The 15,617-nt window shown below is 39.2% G+C and carries 14 protein-coding genes and 1 riboswitch; of the genes, 2 read left to right on the top strand and 12 right to left on the bottom strand.

Annotation, left to right across the window (positions count from 1 at the left end):
• Position 1 precedes the first annotated feature (1 nt).
• The 10 genes from thiH to ACHFIZ_RS15645 all read right to left on the bottom strand — a co-directional run bounded on the left by thiH (position 2) and on the right by ACHFIZ_RS15645 (position 12,797).
• Positions 2-1,117 (bottom strand): 2-iminoacetate synthase ThiH, encoded by a 1,116-nt coding sequence (gene thiH / locus ACHFIZ_RS15690; protein ID WP_410887528.1) that lies wholly within the window; start codon positions 1,115-1,117, stop codon positions 2-4.
• Positions 1,110-1,877, bottom strand: a complete 768-nt coding sequence (locus ACHFIZ_RS15685; RefSeq protein WP_410887526.1) for a thiazole synthase — start codon at positions 1,875-1,877, stop codon at positions 1,110-1,112. Before ACHFIZ_RS15685 ends, thiH begins: the two co-directional genes overlap by 8 nt.
• Positions 1,871-2,506, bottom strand: coding sequence for a thiamine phosphate synthase (locus ACHFIZ_RS15680; RefSeq protein WP_410887524.1), 636 nt, complete (start codon positions 2,504-2,506; stop codon positions 1,871-1,873). Before ACHFIZ_RS15680 ends, ACHFIZ_RS15685 begins: the two co-directional genes overlap by 7 nt.
• On the bottom strand, positions 2,490-3,095 hold the full coding sequence (locus tag ACHFIZ_RS15675) for a thiamine phosphate synthase (protein ID WP_410887522.1): 606 nt from the start codon (positions 3,093-3,095) through the stop codon (positions 2,490-2,492). The genes ACHFIZ_RS15680 and ACHFIZ_RS15675 overlap by 17 nt, the downstream gene beginning before the upstream one ends.
• Complete coding sequence (thiC, locus tag ACHFIZ_RS15670; protein ID WP_410887520.1) at positions 3,095-4,978, bottom strand: phosphomethylpyrimidine synthase ThiC; 1,884 nt, start codon at positions 4,976-4,978, stop codon at positions 3,095-3,097. The genes ACHFIZ_RS15675 and thiC overlap by 1 nt, the downstream gene beginning before the upstream one ends.
• A gap of 11 nt (positions 4,979-4,989) precedes the next feature.
• Positions 4,990-5,193, bottom strand: a complete 204-nt coding sequence (thiS, locus tag ACHFIZ_RS15665; RefSeq protein WP_410887518.1) for a sulfur carrier protein ThiS — start codon at positions 5,191-5,193, stop codon at positions 4,990-4,992.
• Positions 5,194-5,251: 58 nt separating this feature from the next.
• Positions 5,252-5,339, bottom strand: a riboswitch (TPP riboswitch).
• 42 nt (positions 5,340-5,381) lie between these two features.
• Positions 5,382-6,746, bottom strand: coding sequence for an SGNH/GDSL hydrolase family protein (locus tag ACHFIZ_RS15660; RefSeq protein ID WP_410887516.1), 1,365 nt, complete (start codon positions 6,744-6,746; stop codon positions 5,382-5,384).
• A gap of 1,911 nt (positions 6,747-8,657) precedes the next feature.
• Positions 8,658-11,660 (bottom strand): glycosyl hydrolase, encoded by a 3,003-nt coding sequence (locus tag ACHFIZ_RS15655; protein WP_410887514.1) that lies wholly within the window; start codon positions 11,658-11,660, stop codon positions 8,658-8,660.
• A 237-nt stretch (positions 11,661-11,897) separates the two neighbouring features.
• Entirely contained in the window at positions 11,898-12,137 is a 240-nt protein-coding gene (locus ACHFIZ_RS15650) for a transposase (protein WP_410887512.1), read from the bottom strand.
• Positions 12,138-12,227: 90 nt separating this feature from the next.
• Positions 12,228-12,797: a DUF6088 family protein gene (locus ACHFIZ_RS15645; protein WP_410887510.1), complete on the bottom strand. Its 570-nt coding sequence runs from the start codon at positions 12,795-12,797 to the stop codon at positions 12,228-12,230.
• Between the two features lie 271 nt (positions 12,798-13,068).
• Between ACHFIZ_RS15645 and ACHFIZ_RS15640 the strand changes: the two genes are divergently transcribed.
• A complete protein-coding gene (locus tag ACHFIZ_RS15640) occupies positions 13,069-13,308 on the top strand; it encodes a hypothetical protein (protein WP_410887508.1) in 240 nt (79 codons plus the stop codon).
• Between the two features lie 121 nt (positions 13,309-13,429).
• Positions 13,430-13,708 carry a hypothetical protein gene (locus ACHFIZ_RS15635; RefSeq protein WP_410887506.1) on the top strand — a complete coding sequence of 93 codons (279 nt, stop codon included), beginning with the start codon at positions 13,430-13,432 and terminating at the stop codon, positions 13,706-13,708.
• A gap of 335 nt (positions 13,709-14,043) precedes the next feature.
• Here ACHFIZ_RS15635 and ACHFIZ_RS15630 read toward each other — a convergent pair whose 3' ends face one another.
• Together ACHFIZ_RS15630 and ACHFIZ_RS15625 are read right to left on the bottom strand one after the other, a co-directional pair.
• Positions 14,044-14,637 carry a nucleotidyl transferase AbiEii/AbiGii toxin family protein gene (locus ACHFIZ_RS15630; RefSeq protein ID WP_410887504.1) on the bottom strand — a complete coding sequence of 198 codons (594 nt, stop codon included), beginning with the start codon at positions 14,635-14,637 and terminating at the stop codon, positions 14,044-14,046.
• 66 nt (positions 14,638-14,703) lie between these two features.
• The gene (locus ACHFIZ_RS15625; RefSeq protein ID WP_410887502.1) at positions 14,704-15,189 is read right to left on the bottom strand and encodes a transcriptional regulator; all 486 of its coding nucleotides are present in this window, start codon (positions 15,187-15,189) and stop codon (positions 14,704-14,706) included.
• Between the last annotated feature and the right edge of the window lie 428 nt (positions 15,190-15,617).

Below are 15,617 nucleotides of genomic sequence, written 5' to 3'. Positions count from 1 at the left end.
GCTAAGAAGTTAAACTGTTATCCCAATCTTTCCAGATCGGTTCATAGCCATTTGAGCTGATGATTCTGGCAATCTCAGCCGGACTACGCTCATCACTAATCTCAAACTGCTCCAGCGATTCCGGTTCCACAACGTACCCACCAGGATTAGTTTTAGAGCCTGCACTAATCGCCGTGATGCCCAACTTGATGATGTTGTCTCTGAATAAGGGAGACTCACGGGTAGAAATCGATAGCTCAACTTCTTCATTGAAAAGACGATACGCACAAATCAACTGCACCAATTCCCGATCGCTCATTACTACTTTGGGCTCCAGTCCGCCACTAAAGGGCCTCAATCGAGGAAAAGAAAGGCTGTACTTACTTTGCCAGTATTTTTTCTCCAGGTAACTTAAATGTAAAGCGGTAAAAAACGAGTCGGTACGCCAATCTTCCAGACCTATCAATACTCCCAGTCCCATTTTATGAATCCCCGCCTCACCCAAGCGATCAGGCGTTTCCAATCGGTATTCAAAATTTGACTTCTTCCCTTTCGGATGGTGTTTTTTGTAATCTTCCTGATGGTAGGTCTCCTGATAAACCAACACCGTATTTAATCCATAAGGTATCAGCTGCTGATAATCTTCCACATCGAGCGGCTGCACCTCCATCGATATCTGCGCAAAATGTGGTCTGATCAACTCCAGCACCTTCTTAAAGTAATCAACATGGACGGTTTGGTTGGCTTCACCTGTCACCAGCAAAACGTGTTCATACCCCATTTGTTTGATAGCAGCCACTTCCTGCATGATCTCTACGGAAGAAAGTGTTTTACGCCTCACCTTATTATCGTAGCTGAAGCCACAATAGGTACAGATATTATTGCATTCATTGGAGAGGTACAAGGGCACATACATCTGAACCACATTGCCAAAGCGTTTAGTGGTTAAGCGCTGACTAATACTCGCCATTTGCTCCAGGTAGCCAGAGGCAGCCGGAGAAATCAGTGCCTTGAAGTCTTCCAGTGTTCGATTTTGAGTATTAAGCGCCATCTCCACATCTGCGGAGGTCTTCGTGTAAATGCTTTTCTTGGTCTCTTCCCAATCAAAATTTTTGAAAATACTGTTGAAATTACTCATCTAAAAAGTTGGTTAAAGGGCTACTGGCCACAGCCTGAATTCTAGGAATAGCTAACCTTGCTTCATAAGCCATTCTTCCAGCCTGGACTGCCAATTTGAAAGCTTCTGCCATTGCTACCGGGTTTCCGGAAACTGCGATCGCGGTGTTGACTAACACGGCATCTGCGCCGATTTCCATAGCTTGAGCAGCATCAGATGGCGAACCGATTCCCGCATCGATAATAACGGGAACATTGCTTTGACTGATGATAATTTCCAGGAAATCTATCGTTTTCAACCCTTTGTTGCTGCCAATTGGAGATCCCAAAGGCATCACAGCTGCCGTTCCTGCGTCTTCTAGCCGTTTACATAACACCGGGTCGGCATGTATGTAAGGCAACACAACAAACCCAAGTTTCGCGAGTTCTTCCGTCGCCCTTAATGTTTCGATTGGATCAGGCATCAGATATTTAGGGTCCGGATGAATCTCCAGCTTAATCCAATTCGTTTCTAATGCTTCACGAGCCAATTGTGCGGCGAAAACAGCTTCCTTTGCATTTCTAACCCCGGAAGTATTGGGCAATAAATTGATGTGCGGGTGCTTCAAACGAATGAGCAGGTCGTCCTGCTCGTGATTTTTTACATTTACCCGCTTAAGCGCCACCGTTACCAGTTCTGATCCAGAAGCCAGCAAAGCCGCTTCCATCTGCTCAGAAGAACTGAATTTTCCCGTGCCCGTAAACAAGCGTGATCGGAATATTTTGTCTGCTATTTTTAACATACTGATTGTTGTTCGGTGATGGATTGCACAATTCTTTGACGTTCTTTAGCAAAAGTTATGGCTCCCGACATGGCCACACCGTGGACACCTGTTTCCATTATGCCTTTTACATCTTCAGGAAGTATTCCACCGATGGCGATCACCGGGATATCCAAACCAGATAACCGCATTTGTTTTAAAATCTGCCTGTAGCCTTCTATTCCTAAAATAGGGCTCAATTTCTCTTTTGTTGTGGTGAAGCGAAAAGGGCCCAAACCGATATAGTCGGCACCTTCAGCAACTCTTGCTTGTATGTGAGTAAAAGTATTTGCAGTCCCTCCTATAATTACATCTGGACCAACAATCGTTCTCGCTAAAGGGATAGGCATATCCTCCAAACCCAAGTGTAGGCCATAAGCGGCCACTTTTGCAGCTATTTCTGGATGATCATTTATGATTAATCTTGCCCCGTAAATCAGACAAAGTTCTTTCGCTGCGTGCGCACAGTCAAGAATTTCCTCATACCCTTGATTTTTAGCCCGCAGCTGGATCCATTTGCAACCTGCATCCAACGCCAGCTGAATGGCAGCTATTTGCGAAATTTCACTGCTATGTTGAGATACATAATGTAGTCTATCTATAGTTTTCATTAGCTATTACTTTTATCAAATCATTGAACTTTTTTAAAGCATTTGCAGGATCGCTCCAAATGGTACCAAGAACCGCTGCCCCTTTGAAACCCATATTTTTAATTTGCAGGATATTTTCTGAAGTAATCCCTCCCAAAGCGATTACCTCCGTTGCTATACGCACATCCAATGCAAAATCAGGAGGGACAATACCTAAATAACCCGGTTTGGAAAGACTGCTAAACACCGGACTAAAAAAAGCGTAATCAAAGTCCTCAAATGTGTATAATTCAGCTATGGAATGAGCTGAAGTACTGCATAAATACTGTTCCTCTGCATATCTTTCCAAACCAAGCTTGAAAACGTTCCTTAAATCTGCCTTAAAGTGTAGTCGTTTTATCCCGAAATCCGCTGCCACCTCATGAAACTGGTGTAAGGCAATACGTGAGTAATATCGAGGATCAATCTGCTTCAACAGCTTGACCACACTTTCGCGGCTCGCATTAGGTTTCCTCAGATGAAAATATTGCAAACTCAATTCGAACAAGGCATTGATGGTATGGTGTTCATCAACCAAAGCAACTGGACTTGAAAGAACGATCAGTTTCATTAGAAATAGATTTCGCTTCCCTTTTGCAAAAACTCTTTCGACTTCTCCTGCATTCCCTTAGCAAGTGCATCATCATCAGCCACTCCATGTTCTTTAGCGTATTCCCGTACATCCTGTGTGATCTTCATAGAGCAGAAATTGGGACCGCACATGGAACAGAAATGAGCAATCTTAGCGCCATCCGCTGGAAGTGTTTCATCGTGAAACTCTCTTGCCGTATCCGGATCAAGAGACAGATTAAACTGGTCTTCCCATCTAAATTCAAACCTTGCTTTGCTCAACGCATTGTCGCGGTACTGTGCACCAGGATGCCCTTTCGCCAGATCAGCAGCATGGGCAGCAATCTTGTAGGTGATCACACCGTCTTTCACATCCTTCTTATTTGGTAAACCGAGATGCTCTTTTGGGGTCACGTAACACAACATAGCAGTTCCAAACCAACCAATCATCGCCGCTCCAATTGCCGAAGTGATGTGGTCATATCCCGGGGCGATATCTGTAGTCAGCGGACCTAAAGTATAGAATGGTGCCTCTCCACAGTGAGCAAGTTGTTTGTCCATATTCTCTTTGATCATGTGCATTGGAATATGGCCCGGACCTTCGATAATGGTCTGAATATCATGCTTCCAAGCAATTTTTGTCAATTCGCCAAGCGTTTCGAGCTCTCCGAATTGGGCAGCATCATTTGCATCGGCAATACAACCTGGTCTCAATCCATCTCCTAAAGAAAAGGCAACGTCATAAGCCTTCATGATCTCACATATTTCTTCAAAATGAGTATAGAGAAAGTTCTCTTTGTGATGCGCAAGACACCATTTGGCCATGATAGAACCCCCGCGAGATACGATGCCGGTGATGCGTTTAGCGGTAAGCGGAACGTACCTTAAAAGTACCCCCGCATGAATGGTGAAATAATCAACCCCTTGTTCTGCTTGCTCTATCAACGTATCTCTGAAAAGCTCCCAGGTCAGGTCTTCTGCCTTTCCATTCACTTTTTCTAAAGCCTGATATATCGGCACAGTTCCTATGGGAACAGGGGAATTACGGATAATCCACTCCCTTGTTTCATGGATGTTCTTACCGGTCGACAAATCCATAATCGTGTCTCCACCCCATCTACAAGCCCAAACTGCCTTCTCAACCTCTTCTTCAATGCTTGAGGTAACTGCTGAATTACCAATATTGGCGTTAATCTTCACCAGGAAATTCCTACCGATAATCATAGGTTCTAGTTCAGGATGATTGATGTTACATGGGATAACGGCTCTTCCGGCGGCAACTTCAGCGCGGACAAATTCTGGAGTGATGTATCCTTTAGGCGTATTTGCACCAAAGTTTTGTCCTGCATGTTGATGCGTCATAACCTCAAACTGATCCTGCAATTGTTCCTGTAATAAATCAATCCGCTGATTTTCGCGAATGGCAATATATTCCATCTCCGGAGTGATGATTCCCTTTCTGGCATAGTGCATTTGAGACACATTCATACCGGGTTTAGCTCTGTAAGGCTTACTGATATGCGCAAATCTTAAGGCATCTAAGTCATGATCATTAGCCCTAATGTTCCCATAATCCGAGGAAATAGCATCTAGCTGATCCACATCTCCGCGATCTAAAATCCATTGCTCACGTAACCTGTAAATTCCTTTTTTGACATCAATTTCTATGTCGGGATCTGTGTACGGACCGCTGGTATCGTAGATCGTTACGGGCGAATTAGGTTCTGTTTCGCCAAACCTGCCATGCAATTTGGTTTCACTGAGGATTACTTCTCTCATGGCAACTTCAATATCATGCAATTGACCTTTAACATACACCTTTCGTGATGCGGGGAAAGGCGACCTGCTGATTGCCTGATCCGTTGGAGTTTTTTCTTTTTTCATAATCTTACGTTTTAGCCGCCTTGGGTTGCTTTGATAATGGTAAGATGGTCTCCGGATCTAAGAAATTGTGCATCCCAGGTTTCCTTAGCTATAATTTCTTGATTGATAGCCACAGCGATCCCGGTAGACGGTAGCTGAAGGACATGGGTAAGTACTTGCTGCAGAGAGCAAATATCTTCTACTAAATAGGTTTCTTGATTTACGGTGATTTCCATTTTGCCAGAATTGCTAACTATAGGAATGCACCCGTATTAAGGAAGGAAAAACGACGTGGAGTGTCGTTCTACTTTTCCCTTCGGCAGTACTAACTGCATCAGGTTCAAAGGGTATTTCTCAGCACAAGGCACCCCTAAAGTTTTTACTAAGGTATATAAATATTTGAAAAGTTACGCTTTTAAATTAATTACTTCGCCCACTCAATTGCGTTTGTACTCTGCGCTAAATTAGTCAAATCGTTTTTTAGCAATCTATGTAGCCCATCAAGCGGAGCATACAATTCCAGGCTTGATTTTAGAAATGTATTGTCGCTCAGGGCCTTTACCTCGCTTAAATTCATGCCTGATCGGTAAAACAACCAATCCTTAGCCACAACACCTTTACCTTTAGTGTCGCCAAGGTAAAGATCTTGGATCGAAAGCTTTTCAGAAGCGTTGACTTGTTGTATGCTGTCACAGTAAAGAATAGTCTCTCCGCGGGCATAATAATGGGTTAATATTATTTTATGCCATTTACCATCATCTATTTTAGTGATTCCTTTTATGGTCTGCGCTTTTGCGGATTTGTATTCCAGCAAACCTTTGCTATTTATGCTTATATTAATTGTATTACTGGTGCTTTCAGTCAATTTCAATACCTGACCTTTAACCTCGGTTTTTATAGTTATAGCTGTAGTGAAGGCATGCAAAGCATTATCCGGCTTAAAATGAAGGAGTTTATGTTGCTTCTTATCCCAATTTAAATAGGATGCATCTATGAATTTTGGTTGAGATTTGCCATTCGCTAAAGCATCAAATAAAGATGGAACTATCGCGTAACTCATTTCGGCATGACCTGCATCATTGGGGTGAGCGCCGTCGGACCAGTAATTAGTTGCCCATTTGCCAGTTCCATCATCCACCGCTCCCAGCAAATTTATTGACGGCACATTTAAAGCATTTATCCAGAGGTTCAGCTGCTTGACGTAGTTATAGTCCGCTTCGTTAAAATCATTCCGGGTATAACAATTGGCAATTACGGGTACATATCCACTATCGCGTGCTATGGAGATCATCTTTGTCATATTCGTTTTGAACTGCTCGAACTTTGGTTTACCGAATTCATGAATACCCTCATTACCCAATGATAAAGCGATGACCACATATTTAGCTTTTTGCGGCACCAAGTCCCGCTGCCACCGCGCCATTATCCTTTCGGTATTATCGCCACCTATCGACTTATTTACCGTTGACCAGGCTTTGCCTATTCCATTGGCGTCACGCTTTTTAAGCAGCTTGCTGTACATGGAGGTATAACCAAAATTCTTGCTAGCTCCAGTGCCAGAGGGTACTGATGAGCCAAGATAGACGATCTTCAAGGTATCTAAAGATTTGTTTATCCTGCCAGTATCTGGCACAAACGCATTTGCATGAGCATTGAGGCCTAAACAAGCAAAAAAGCTGGTTAACAGAACAAACGCGGCTATCGATTTAATTGTAATATCATGTTTCACAATGCAATGTATGTAAAACGGCCGTTTTACGGGAAGCTTACAAATATTATATCTGCCCATACCACAAGTTTTTCATTAACTTTTTTTTACACTCTGCTGCATAGAATCCTGACTCCTCACCAGCCTCCGCCGGCCATCATCCCGGTAAGCATAGATCAAACTACTGAAGCTGGCGTCAGTTTCTTCAGTAGAGCTTGTCCCACTGAACCAGGAGGCACTACATACCTCAGATTACCCAGGTCATCATAAACAGAGCAGGTAGACAAAGCGCTACTTTGATGAAACGTTCTGGTTGATATGTGGTTTGTACTGAAGTTTTTCAAATACCGCTCCGATATGTGTTTTATGGGTGTTTCCTTCGGGCCGAGTGCTAGCAGACCCGAAGCAGACCCGAAGCAGACCCGAAGCCGAGACATAGCTGAGGGCACTAGTAATAAACTAGTAACGCAGTTCTTTGTAGCCCTGAAATAGGGAAATGTAGAAGTATTTAGTAGCATAATTAGAAGCGGCATTGGTTGATTGCTTAAACGAACCTACAATACTGATATTAAAAAAAAGCAGATTTTACACCTAAAATGGGTTAACGGAACACTTAAACTGGTAAATGTGCACATAAATCCTTAAGTGTACACTTAAAATGCCAACTGCGCACATAAGAATTTAAGCGTTCAGTCAGACCGATATGTGAATTTAACGATAAATCGTATGTTTTCTAAGCAGCACCATAGTTCTATACAATCAACTTAGGAGAAAAACCTAAGGGCAATATTTATTAATACGTCAAAGAGCGATGCTGAACGCTTCACAGCGAACAACCAAGATTCCCATTTGATCAATCATGGTGCAATTGGAAATAAGGATAAGTGCTAGCAATAATCCTAAAGTGAATGGTGAATTGTGACTAAGAAGAGAGGAACGTTGTACATGTCAGCCTGAGGCTGATCATTTTCCAGATCATTTAATTTGATCTGTTAGTTTATTGTTTTTAGTTGCATCGCGATCGCGAACTTTGTTATGCTGTTGTTAACGGCGATAGTAATCAGCTTCTAGTTAATGCGAATGGTGTTGATAATCTGATTAACAAGCCCCCATTCAGGAACATTAGTATCTTATATTACAAGGTACGAATAATTAACGTAAGAAACAAATAATTTCTTAATAATGATACATTAATTTTGTAATTATTATTTTAATTGAATTTATTTACTTTCATTATAAGAAACGACTACCATCGGTCCTCATTCCAAATTTACTTTAACGAGCAGGCTGTGGTCTGAACAACTAGGAAACAACTAGGTAACTCAGAGCATACTCGTTGGGCAAAACCATGCCTTTTCCCAACGAATGTGCTCTTTACCCCCTGTTAGTGCGCGGTTAGTGCAGTAACGACAAGAATTACATTATGAGTCATTTGTGGTAAGTTATTGAAAATACGGTTACGGTACAAACAAATAAGAATTTTAATTCGTATTCAAATAAAAATTTGATTAAAGTTCATTTAAAATATTTCATATAGGAATTATAATACGCATAAACGTATTATAATGGTTACACGGGCAAAGTTTTTTTGGATTTACGCACACAGGAGTTAATTCCACATCTTAGTAAAGTTAAATTATTCGGCTACTAGTGAGATTTCCTTGTGCTGTATCTTCCCAGGTAGAATGAAAACATTACATAGCACCATTAGCAGCTTTTTTATACTCATGATTGAAAAAATAATCCAGCGTTACTGTTTTGGTTTGGCCACTGCTAAGAAAAATTCGAACCCATCCAAAACCAATATACCAACGGCCTTGCCCCTGAGGGTAAATGCACAAAAGCATTTTCAATAGTTGTACTAATGCCCTTTAAAAGAGCAGAGGCTCTATTTGTAAACTGAACTACTTTTGGGTTGTTGCGCAAAGGCAACTACTTGTAATAACAGGAGCGAAAAGCTATAAATTAGAATTCTTTCCATTCAATCGTTTCTTAAAAAGTAACAGCGTCTTGTATGTTTAATTGAACCGGGCCTGTTAACCCTGCTTGTCTTAATTTACTGTTGGGACGATAATAATACCATATAGAAAAAGTTTTACGCCCCTGTGCTGGCCGTGGTTGATTTTTTATAAACCATTCAGGGTAACTTTTCATTGCTAGGCCTCTTTCTCCGCGGTCTATTCCCCGTTCAAAATCGGCAGGCTCTTGTTCATCTCCAATTAACCTATTTGCCCAATTATTGGTAACCGCAATTTCTAATGTATTTATTCCCGCTTTAGCGGCACTTGATATATCGATCACATAAGGCGGGTACCAAATAACACCAAGGTCTTTTCCATTTACTTTCACAGATACAATGTCATTCAATGTTCCGAGATCAAGAATTAATTGCTTTTTAGTAGTGATTGAGGCAGCAGGAATACTTAATTTATTTTTATAAACGGCTGTACCGGCAAAATATTTGATTCGGTTTTCTGGGTGAAGATTAAAGTCTTTAAGTGCTTTAAACTTGGCAATAAAACCACTGTCCAATTTTGGTTGAAAGTTCACCATCCAATCGCCTGTTACAGGTATTGTTTTCATGGGCTTAACTTTAATATTTTTAGTTTTACCTGAAACATATTGCACAACAGCATTTGCAGCAATAGCGGAACTAGCAAATGGCACATTTTTTTTAGTAATTCCGTAATTGACTATGGTGTTATTTTGCCATGTGATGCTAGTAGTATGATCTTGTTTTGCAACTGATTTTCTGAATACAATAAAGATGGCCTGATAATCCTTTAAGGATAATTGTACAACTGTGCGTCCATTTTCTTCTTTCCATATTGGAGCCTTCATCATAATACCATTTTCTGGTTGCCATAATTCAGGTTGCATGCCCATTATCTTAAAAGACACAAGGATATTTTGCGCATTTTTGCCCACGTTTCCTACAAAAAAAACGTCACCATTCTCCCCTGTCCGATGAATCACTTTTACAGCTTGTACGGAGTCTGCTCTCTCTACGATATAAGTTGAAGTAAATGTCACTTTTGCAAATGCGTCTTTGATATTGGTGAATAGAAAACCTTTACCATATTGATTTTGCGAACTACTACCCCACATATCATTAGCCATTTTGGCCACCGATTGATCACAAGCTGGAAAGTTTTGAAGGCTATAGGATTGTGAAGGTTTTGAACCCACTATAATGGCACCATCAGTAACTAGTTGTTTTAATTTTACCAATACTTCTGGTAACATTTTGTTACTTTTTGGAAGTACTAAAAAAGGATATTGCCTACCAGAAGGTAATAAGATTTTACCGTCAATTACTTTTATAGTGCTACTTAAGAAATCATTTTTTGAAATTACATCAGAGGCTTGATTTTGCGCATTTTCCAAGCACAAATAGTCGGCTGTTTGCTCACCATATTGCAACATTGCCTGCGTACGACCTAACCAGGAAAAAAAAGCTTTACCAGGTTCGGCCCAAGTTTGGTAACGGCTAAAATGGGTACCCCACCAACCCATACTCATACCTGGCTGATATTTATCATCAAAAGGCTGGTGAACCCAATGGTGCAAAATGAGCCTGTTAATACCTGCGCTATATGCGCCTACAGCAGTTGGCTTTAAGAAGGCAGGGTCTTCTGTGTATTGGCTAAGATTAGGACTACCTGTAAATGCTTCTGCGCCAACAACGGTTCTACCAGCCGCCCTTGCTGCCGAAACAATATTGCTGTCGATGTTTGCGTTACTACCTGTCCAGAATTCAGCCATTGGTATATCCGCCAATGCCGAACCTTCTTGGGTATCAAACGGTCCACCGTAGGCTTCAAACTGCAATTGCAGCTTTGCATCGCTAAGCAATTTTTTTCCTATACGCCAACCATTTTCAAAGTATAATTTATTGATAACATCTTTATAATCCCATTCGAAACGAGCGGTTTGTTCTGTGGAGTTTCTAACTTTAGGTTCCGTTTTAGAATTTGTAATGGTTTGAGAAAATGTTAATAACCAAGGAAGCGGATCATACCCTTTATATTTTATAAATTCCTCCTGAAAATTATCGGTCCAATTTTGATTTCCAGCTTCGTAACTGTCTATCAGCATGTGTTTAAAACTATTACCCAGATAAGGTGCTAAGTGTTTTTTTACAGGATCTAATACAGTATTCCAATGAAAATTAGATTGTTCAGCACTCATTTTGTCTGCCTCCAGACATTTTGTTATTAACTCATCTGGAACAGGATGTGGCGTTGACATGGTAGAGGCATACCCCATTCTGTAAATAATCCAATCACCTTGCGGTAAGGGCTTAATTAATTTTCCGGTAGAATCGAAATAAGTGGTTAAATTCTTTACTTGTTCAAACTTTGCGGTATCAGCTGTTGCAATAGCCAGATAAGCAATGTCTTTATACCAAGTAGAAGGAACTGGCGGCAAGTCACGACGACCCCAGCCTTGATCTACAACTGGATCAGGCTTTTCGATAGTTAACTCTTGGATATTATTAGAATTTACAATTACTTTTCGCCATACTAGCTTTTTCATACTACGCTCTTCTGTAACCCAGGGACCACCAGTAGTAGAATAACCTACGGTATTATGTAATCCTATTTCAAGCCCTAGGCGCTTTGCCTCTGCCGCGGCATGTTTCATTGCATCCCAATATGCCGGGCTGCGATAGGTTTGCTCCGGCCATGGGTTGTTTAGGATAGGCACATGCGACTCTTGTACAGAAGAACTTAAATTAAAAATTGTAGCACCACCAATTCCCATTGCTTTCATAGCTTCCAAATCTTTAGTAATCCCAGACTTAGAATAATTGGAACCCATCCAATGCCACCATACATAAGGTTTTGCATGGGTAGGTGGATTTAAAAAATTAGACTCTAAGGGATCTTTTGATAAAGATTTTTGCTGTGATATAACCGAAAAAGGTGACAACAGTAATAAGATTATCGCATAGGTGCCTAATATCGATGCTTTGAATAGTAATTTGTTCATTATTTGGCTAGTTTCTTATGTAAATTCATTTGTTGTAGGTAAATCTATTTTAGTAGGTTTTACTTGCTGGTTTTTCATTAGGATTTCTGCTGTAACACAAATCTGAATTGTGATAAAACAAATACCATTTATCTTTAAATTCAACTTTTGAATGGTCAGCTTTTGGGGAAGCTTACACTCGCACAGCCCTGTCACCAATCAGTGTGCAATTATTTAATCCAGAGTGCTTTATGTCATTCAGATAATGATGTCATGTACGCTTGCTTTACTGATGTCCATGGAGTAGAAAACCCCTTTTACATAAGTAAACAAATGAAGTTTATATCCAAAATACCAAGCCTTGTTCACTGCGGAATACCCTTTATCAGGAGCTGTATCAAAGTTTTCTCTGCATATTCTTGAGGATTTTTCCCGAACGATTTTACAGATTGGAACAGGAATAGAATCTACAATAAATACATTTTCTCCTTCATTCATTTGTTTAGCCAGGTGTTCATTAAGCTGCTGCAACCAGGGAAAGATTACTTTTCTTCTCCGTGTAAATAATTTGGAGCCATAATCTATCCATTATAAAATTGCCATCATGAATGACTTGGTTTTTGGATTTCCATATGCTTGAACAGATTTTTTTAGCTTTACTTTGTCCATACTGGAAACTCTTTCTTTCACTCTGTTTAATACCTTAGTGGAGTCTTCAGCTATGTTTGATATATTGTTTAGAAGGTCAACAAGCAAAAATTCGATCGTTGCTTTTCTAGGGAATGAGGGTTTATCTACAAAATTGAATATGCGGTTCCCCAATTTTATCTCACCCTTGCGTTTGTGATTATATACAATTGATTTATTGTACAATTGTGTGGTGCCCACACCTAAACTATTATATAGATTTGGGGAAGTGAGCAGAAAATTATCGTCCTTTAAAAATTTGCTAACCAATTTTTTTTCATCGGGGGGCAATTTCCCGAATACAGACAATCTAGGATAGTGATAAAGTCCATTGCGAAGCTTAACCAATACTTCGTCTTGAACTAGTTGTGCCAATTCACGATCTATTGCTCGAGAATAAGAGGCAAGATCTTCCCTACGGTAAACCTCTCCACGCCTTATATATTGTTCTAGCTGACTTGAATTCTTCATAACGATCACTCTAATTATCTCAAAAATACAAAAATAAGATCAAACGTTTAAAAATTTAGGAAAATTTCATGCAGAAAAAGGTGATAGTACAATAATAGTGGTATTCTTGTACTGTGCTGATAGTTAAAGTAGTAATGCAGTTGACAGTTATAATATTACACTTCCCTTCTATTTCCTCCAATCTTCCCAATCGAATTTTAAGGTTATGGATTTTTATTGTTATTTTTGTGTAAAGCAGTTTTCTGTTAACATGCTTGTTAAACTAAGAGTTATGACAGTTGCGACAAAAAATATTATAGATGCATATTCTTCCTTATTTGAGGGTTTGGATTCATTTACCAAACTGGAACTAATAGAACGTCTCTCAAGATCACTAAAGAAAGAAAAGAACACTAAGGAAAAAACATTTTTTAAGTCTTTTGGTGCATTTCCTGAAGGCAAATCTGCTGAAGCTATTAATGAAGAAATCAAAGCATCCAGAACTTTCAGAGATAAAGACCTTAAATTCTAATGCAATACATTTTAGACACTAGTACCTGCGTATTCTACTTAAGAGGTAAGCTTGACCTTGCTTCTATCATACGTGAGAAGGGAAGAAAAAACTTCTTTATTTCTGAATCACTGTTGTCGAATTGAGATTTGGTGCTGAGAATAGTGATAATCCAGAAAAAGCTCATAAGGCTGTAGATGATTTTGTCAAGGGGTTATTTATAATACCGATAATTGGCTCTATAAAGCGTTATGCTAAAGAAAAGGTTCGTCTTCGTAAAATGGGGAAACCAATTAATGATGAATTTGCCTTATTGATTGGAGTAAAATCTGTTGAGAATAATTTAGTATTAGTTACTGATAATGTTAAGGATTTTGAACGTATAGAAGACATTCAGATTGAGAATTGGTATCAACGCTAAACAAGCCATTGATAAAAACACATTGACAACAAACGTCTCTCATTTCAAGTGACATTCCATCACAAAAAATTAATCCTCCCTTTTTGAAGACAAAATATTCTTAAAAAGAATGTATACATCTATGCTGAACAGACATTTTTTTTTAAGCTACCGGAGTAGAAACGTGCCCTCTATAGGAGCAATGCACAATAACTATGTCCCAACTTTACATTAAATTTGGTGATCGATTAAAAGCCTTCGGCGACTTCTTCCTAGGTGGAGGCTTCTTCAGCCTCCACCTAGGAAGAAGTGATGTTGACACAGTTCAGCTTACACTCCCACATTAATTATTTTTGCTAATTATTGTACGCCTCTAGAAGTTCTACGAAATCTAATTTAATTAACTCCCAATGTTTGCCTTGCAAGCAAATTGGGTCAATTTCGTTATCCGCTTTTGTAAAGTTTTCTAACTGTTTCACTATTAGTTCTCCATCATGACCATAAGAATACCTTTCTTCATGTAGTGCTATCATTTTAGAGATAGGGTACTGATCTAAAACTTCATGAATATCCCAAAAATCCTTTTTTCTTCCTGCATCTTGAAAAATTTCCATTTTCATTGCTATAATTTCATCAACTGTAGCCAGTCTTAATCCTTCTAAAACAAAAGGTTTTTGAATATAAGGGTCTGTGTAGTTAATATCAAGTTTAACATTGTCCACCTTACTTTTTCCTACCGAATAGGATCTTCCATTTGCAACAAGCATTCCGAATGAGCCATCAACATAAGGAAAACTATCTTTTAAAAATCTGTCTATTTGATTAAAATCGATTGACCTGTAAGGGGCATCTGTAAACAAGTCTATATCAACCGACATTCTATGTCCTAGTTGTAAACTTAGAGAAGTTCCTCCAACAAGTCTAAATTGTTCAAAGACTGGAGATTTCATTAACAACAATAATGCATCTCTCAAGGTGTCAGTTACAGTATTCCAATAAAGCATAAATATTCTAGCTTAATTATGTTTAAGGTACTTACTGTTTGGTTGTTTTGAGACAATATCCTTTACGATCTGTTCCCCGTAGAATCTTGTTATTTCTTCTTTTTCTTCTTCGTTTCCCCTTTGGAAAATCCGTTCGATAACAAATTCTTTATGTAAGTCCCAATCAATATTATCCATTTTGATATCCCAAAACAATAGCGGACGAATTAGCTTTAAATCTGGAGTTGTTACGATTTTTTGGATTTCTTTTTCCTTTTTAATGTCATAAAAAGCTTGAAGTGTCATTAAAAAACCCTCTTCCAATCCTAATGCTTTTTCAATTCTTAAAGATAAATTTATATTCATAGCTCTATTGCCTTTAGTTATTGCACCAATGGTTTGTGGATACTCATGCAAAGAAATTGCAAATTGCCTTTTAGATAGTTTCCTTTTCTTTAGCTCATGCTCAATAAAGAAACCGGGATGAAGCCCTTTTAATATAGATAGCTTTTGAAACATACACAAATGTAAACAAAAATGTTTACACTTTAAATATGCTGGGTTCCAAAAAACCTGTCACAATACATATGAAATCAAATGAAAACATAAGAAATACAAGTTACTTCCCGATACAGAAAGTAACTACATCTGATTTTCAATTAGTTACGCCAAATAAGGAACAAATGGGGAACAAAAAAATTTGGAAAGTGAAGACGGAAGTTCAGAGGGGGTACATCAGTGGTGATTTCTCCAATAATCCTCACCTTTTTACAAAGTATAAACAAAAATACAAATTGGCTCTTACACAGTCAAGTGATACTTATACCTAATATCCTTTAAACTTTTCATCGACTCTTGGGCATTCAAGTATACTTGAGGTACGAAAGTATTCTTGTTAACTGACCGAGGCGGGTGAAAAAAGAACGGAGCTCGCGGAGTGAATGCAT

Origin of the sequence: Pedobacter sp. JCM 36344 (assembly GCF_046546555.1) — a bacterium.
Classification (GTDB): Bacteria; Bacteroidota; Bacteroidia; order Sphingobacteriales; family Sphingobacteriaceae; genus Pedobacter.
The sequence above is the reverse complement of the archived record's forward strand: the minus strand, read 5'-3'. Positions and strand labels throughout refer to the sequence as shown.

Bases quoted from the DNA above. Each gene is read 5' to 3' on its own strand.
- thiH (WP_410887528.1), bottom strand. From the start codon at position 1,117: ATGAGTAATTTCAACAGTATTTTCAAAAATTTTGATTGGGAAGAGACC.
- ACHFIZ_RS15685 (WP_410887526.1), bottom strand. From the start codon at position 1,877: ATGTTAAAAATAGCAGACAAAATATTCCGATCACGCTTGTTTACGGGC.
- ACHFIZ_RS15680 (WP_410887524.1), bottom strand. From the start codon at position 2,506: ATGAAAACTATAGATAGACTACATTATGTATCTCAACATAGCAGTGAA.
- ACHFIZ_RS15675 (WP_410887522.1), bottom strand. From the start codon at position 3,095: ATGAAACTGATCGTTCTTTCAAGTCCAGTTGCTTTGGTTGATGAACAC.
- thiC (WP_410887520.1), bottom strand. From the start codon at position 4,978: ATGAAAAAAGAAAAAACTCCAACGGATCAGGCAATCAGCAGGTCGCCT.
- thiS (WP_410887518.1), bottom strand. From the start codon at position 5,193: ATGGAAATCACCGTAAATCAAGAAACCTATTTAGTAGAAGATATTTGC.
- ACHFIZ_RS15660 (WP_410887516.1), bottom strand. From the start codon at position 6,746: ATGGGCAGATATAATATTTGTAAGCTTCCCGTAAAACGGCCGTTTTAC.
- ACHFIZ_RS15655 (WP_410887514.1), bottom strand. From the start codon at position 11,660: ATGAACAAATTACTATTCAAAGCATCGATATTAGGCACCTATGCGATA.
- ACHFIZ_RS15650 (WP_410887512.1), bottom strand. From the start codon at position 12,137: ATGAATGAAGGAGAAAATGTATTTATTGTAGATTCTATTCCTGTTCCA.
- ACHFIZ_RS15645 (WP_410887510.1), bottom strand. From the start codon at position 12,797: ATGAAGAATTCAAGTCAGCTAGAACAATATATAAGGCGTGGAGAGGTT.
- ACHFIZ_RS15640 (WP_410887508.1), top strand. From the start codon at position 13,069: ATGACAGTTGCGACAAAAAATATTATAGATGCATATTCTTCCTTATTT.
- ACHFIZ_RS15630 (WP_410887504.1), bottom strand. From the start codon at position 14,637: ATGAAATCTCCAGTCTTTGAACAATTTAGACTTGTTGGAGGAACTTCT.
- ACHFIZ_RS15625 (WP_410887502.1), bottom strand. From the start codon at position 15,189: ATGTTTCAAAAGCTATCTATATTAAAAGGGCTTCATCCCGGTTTCTTT.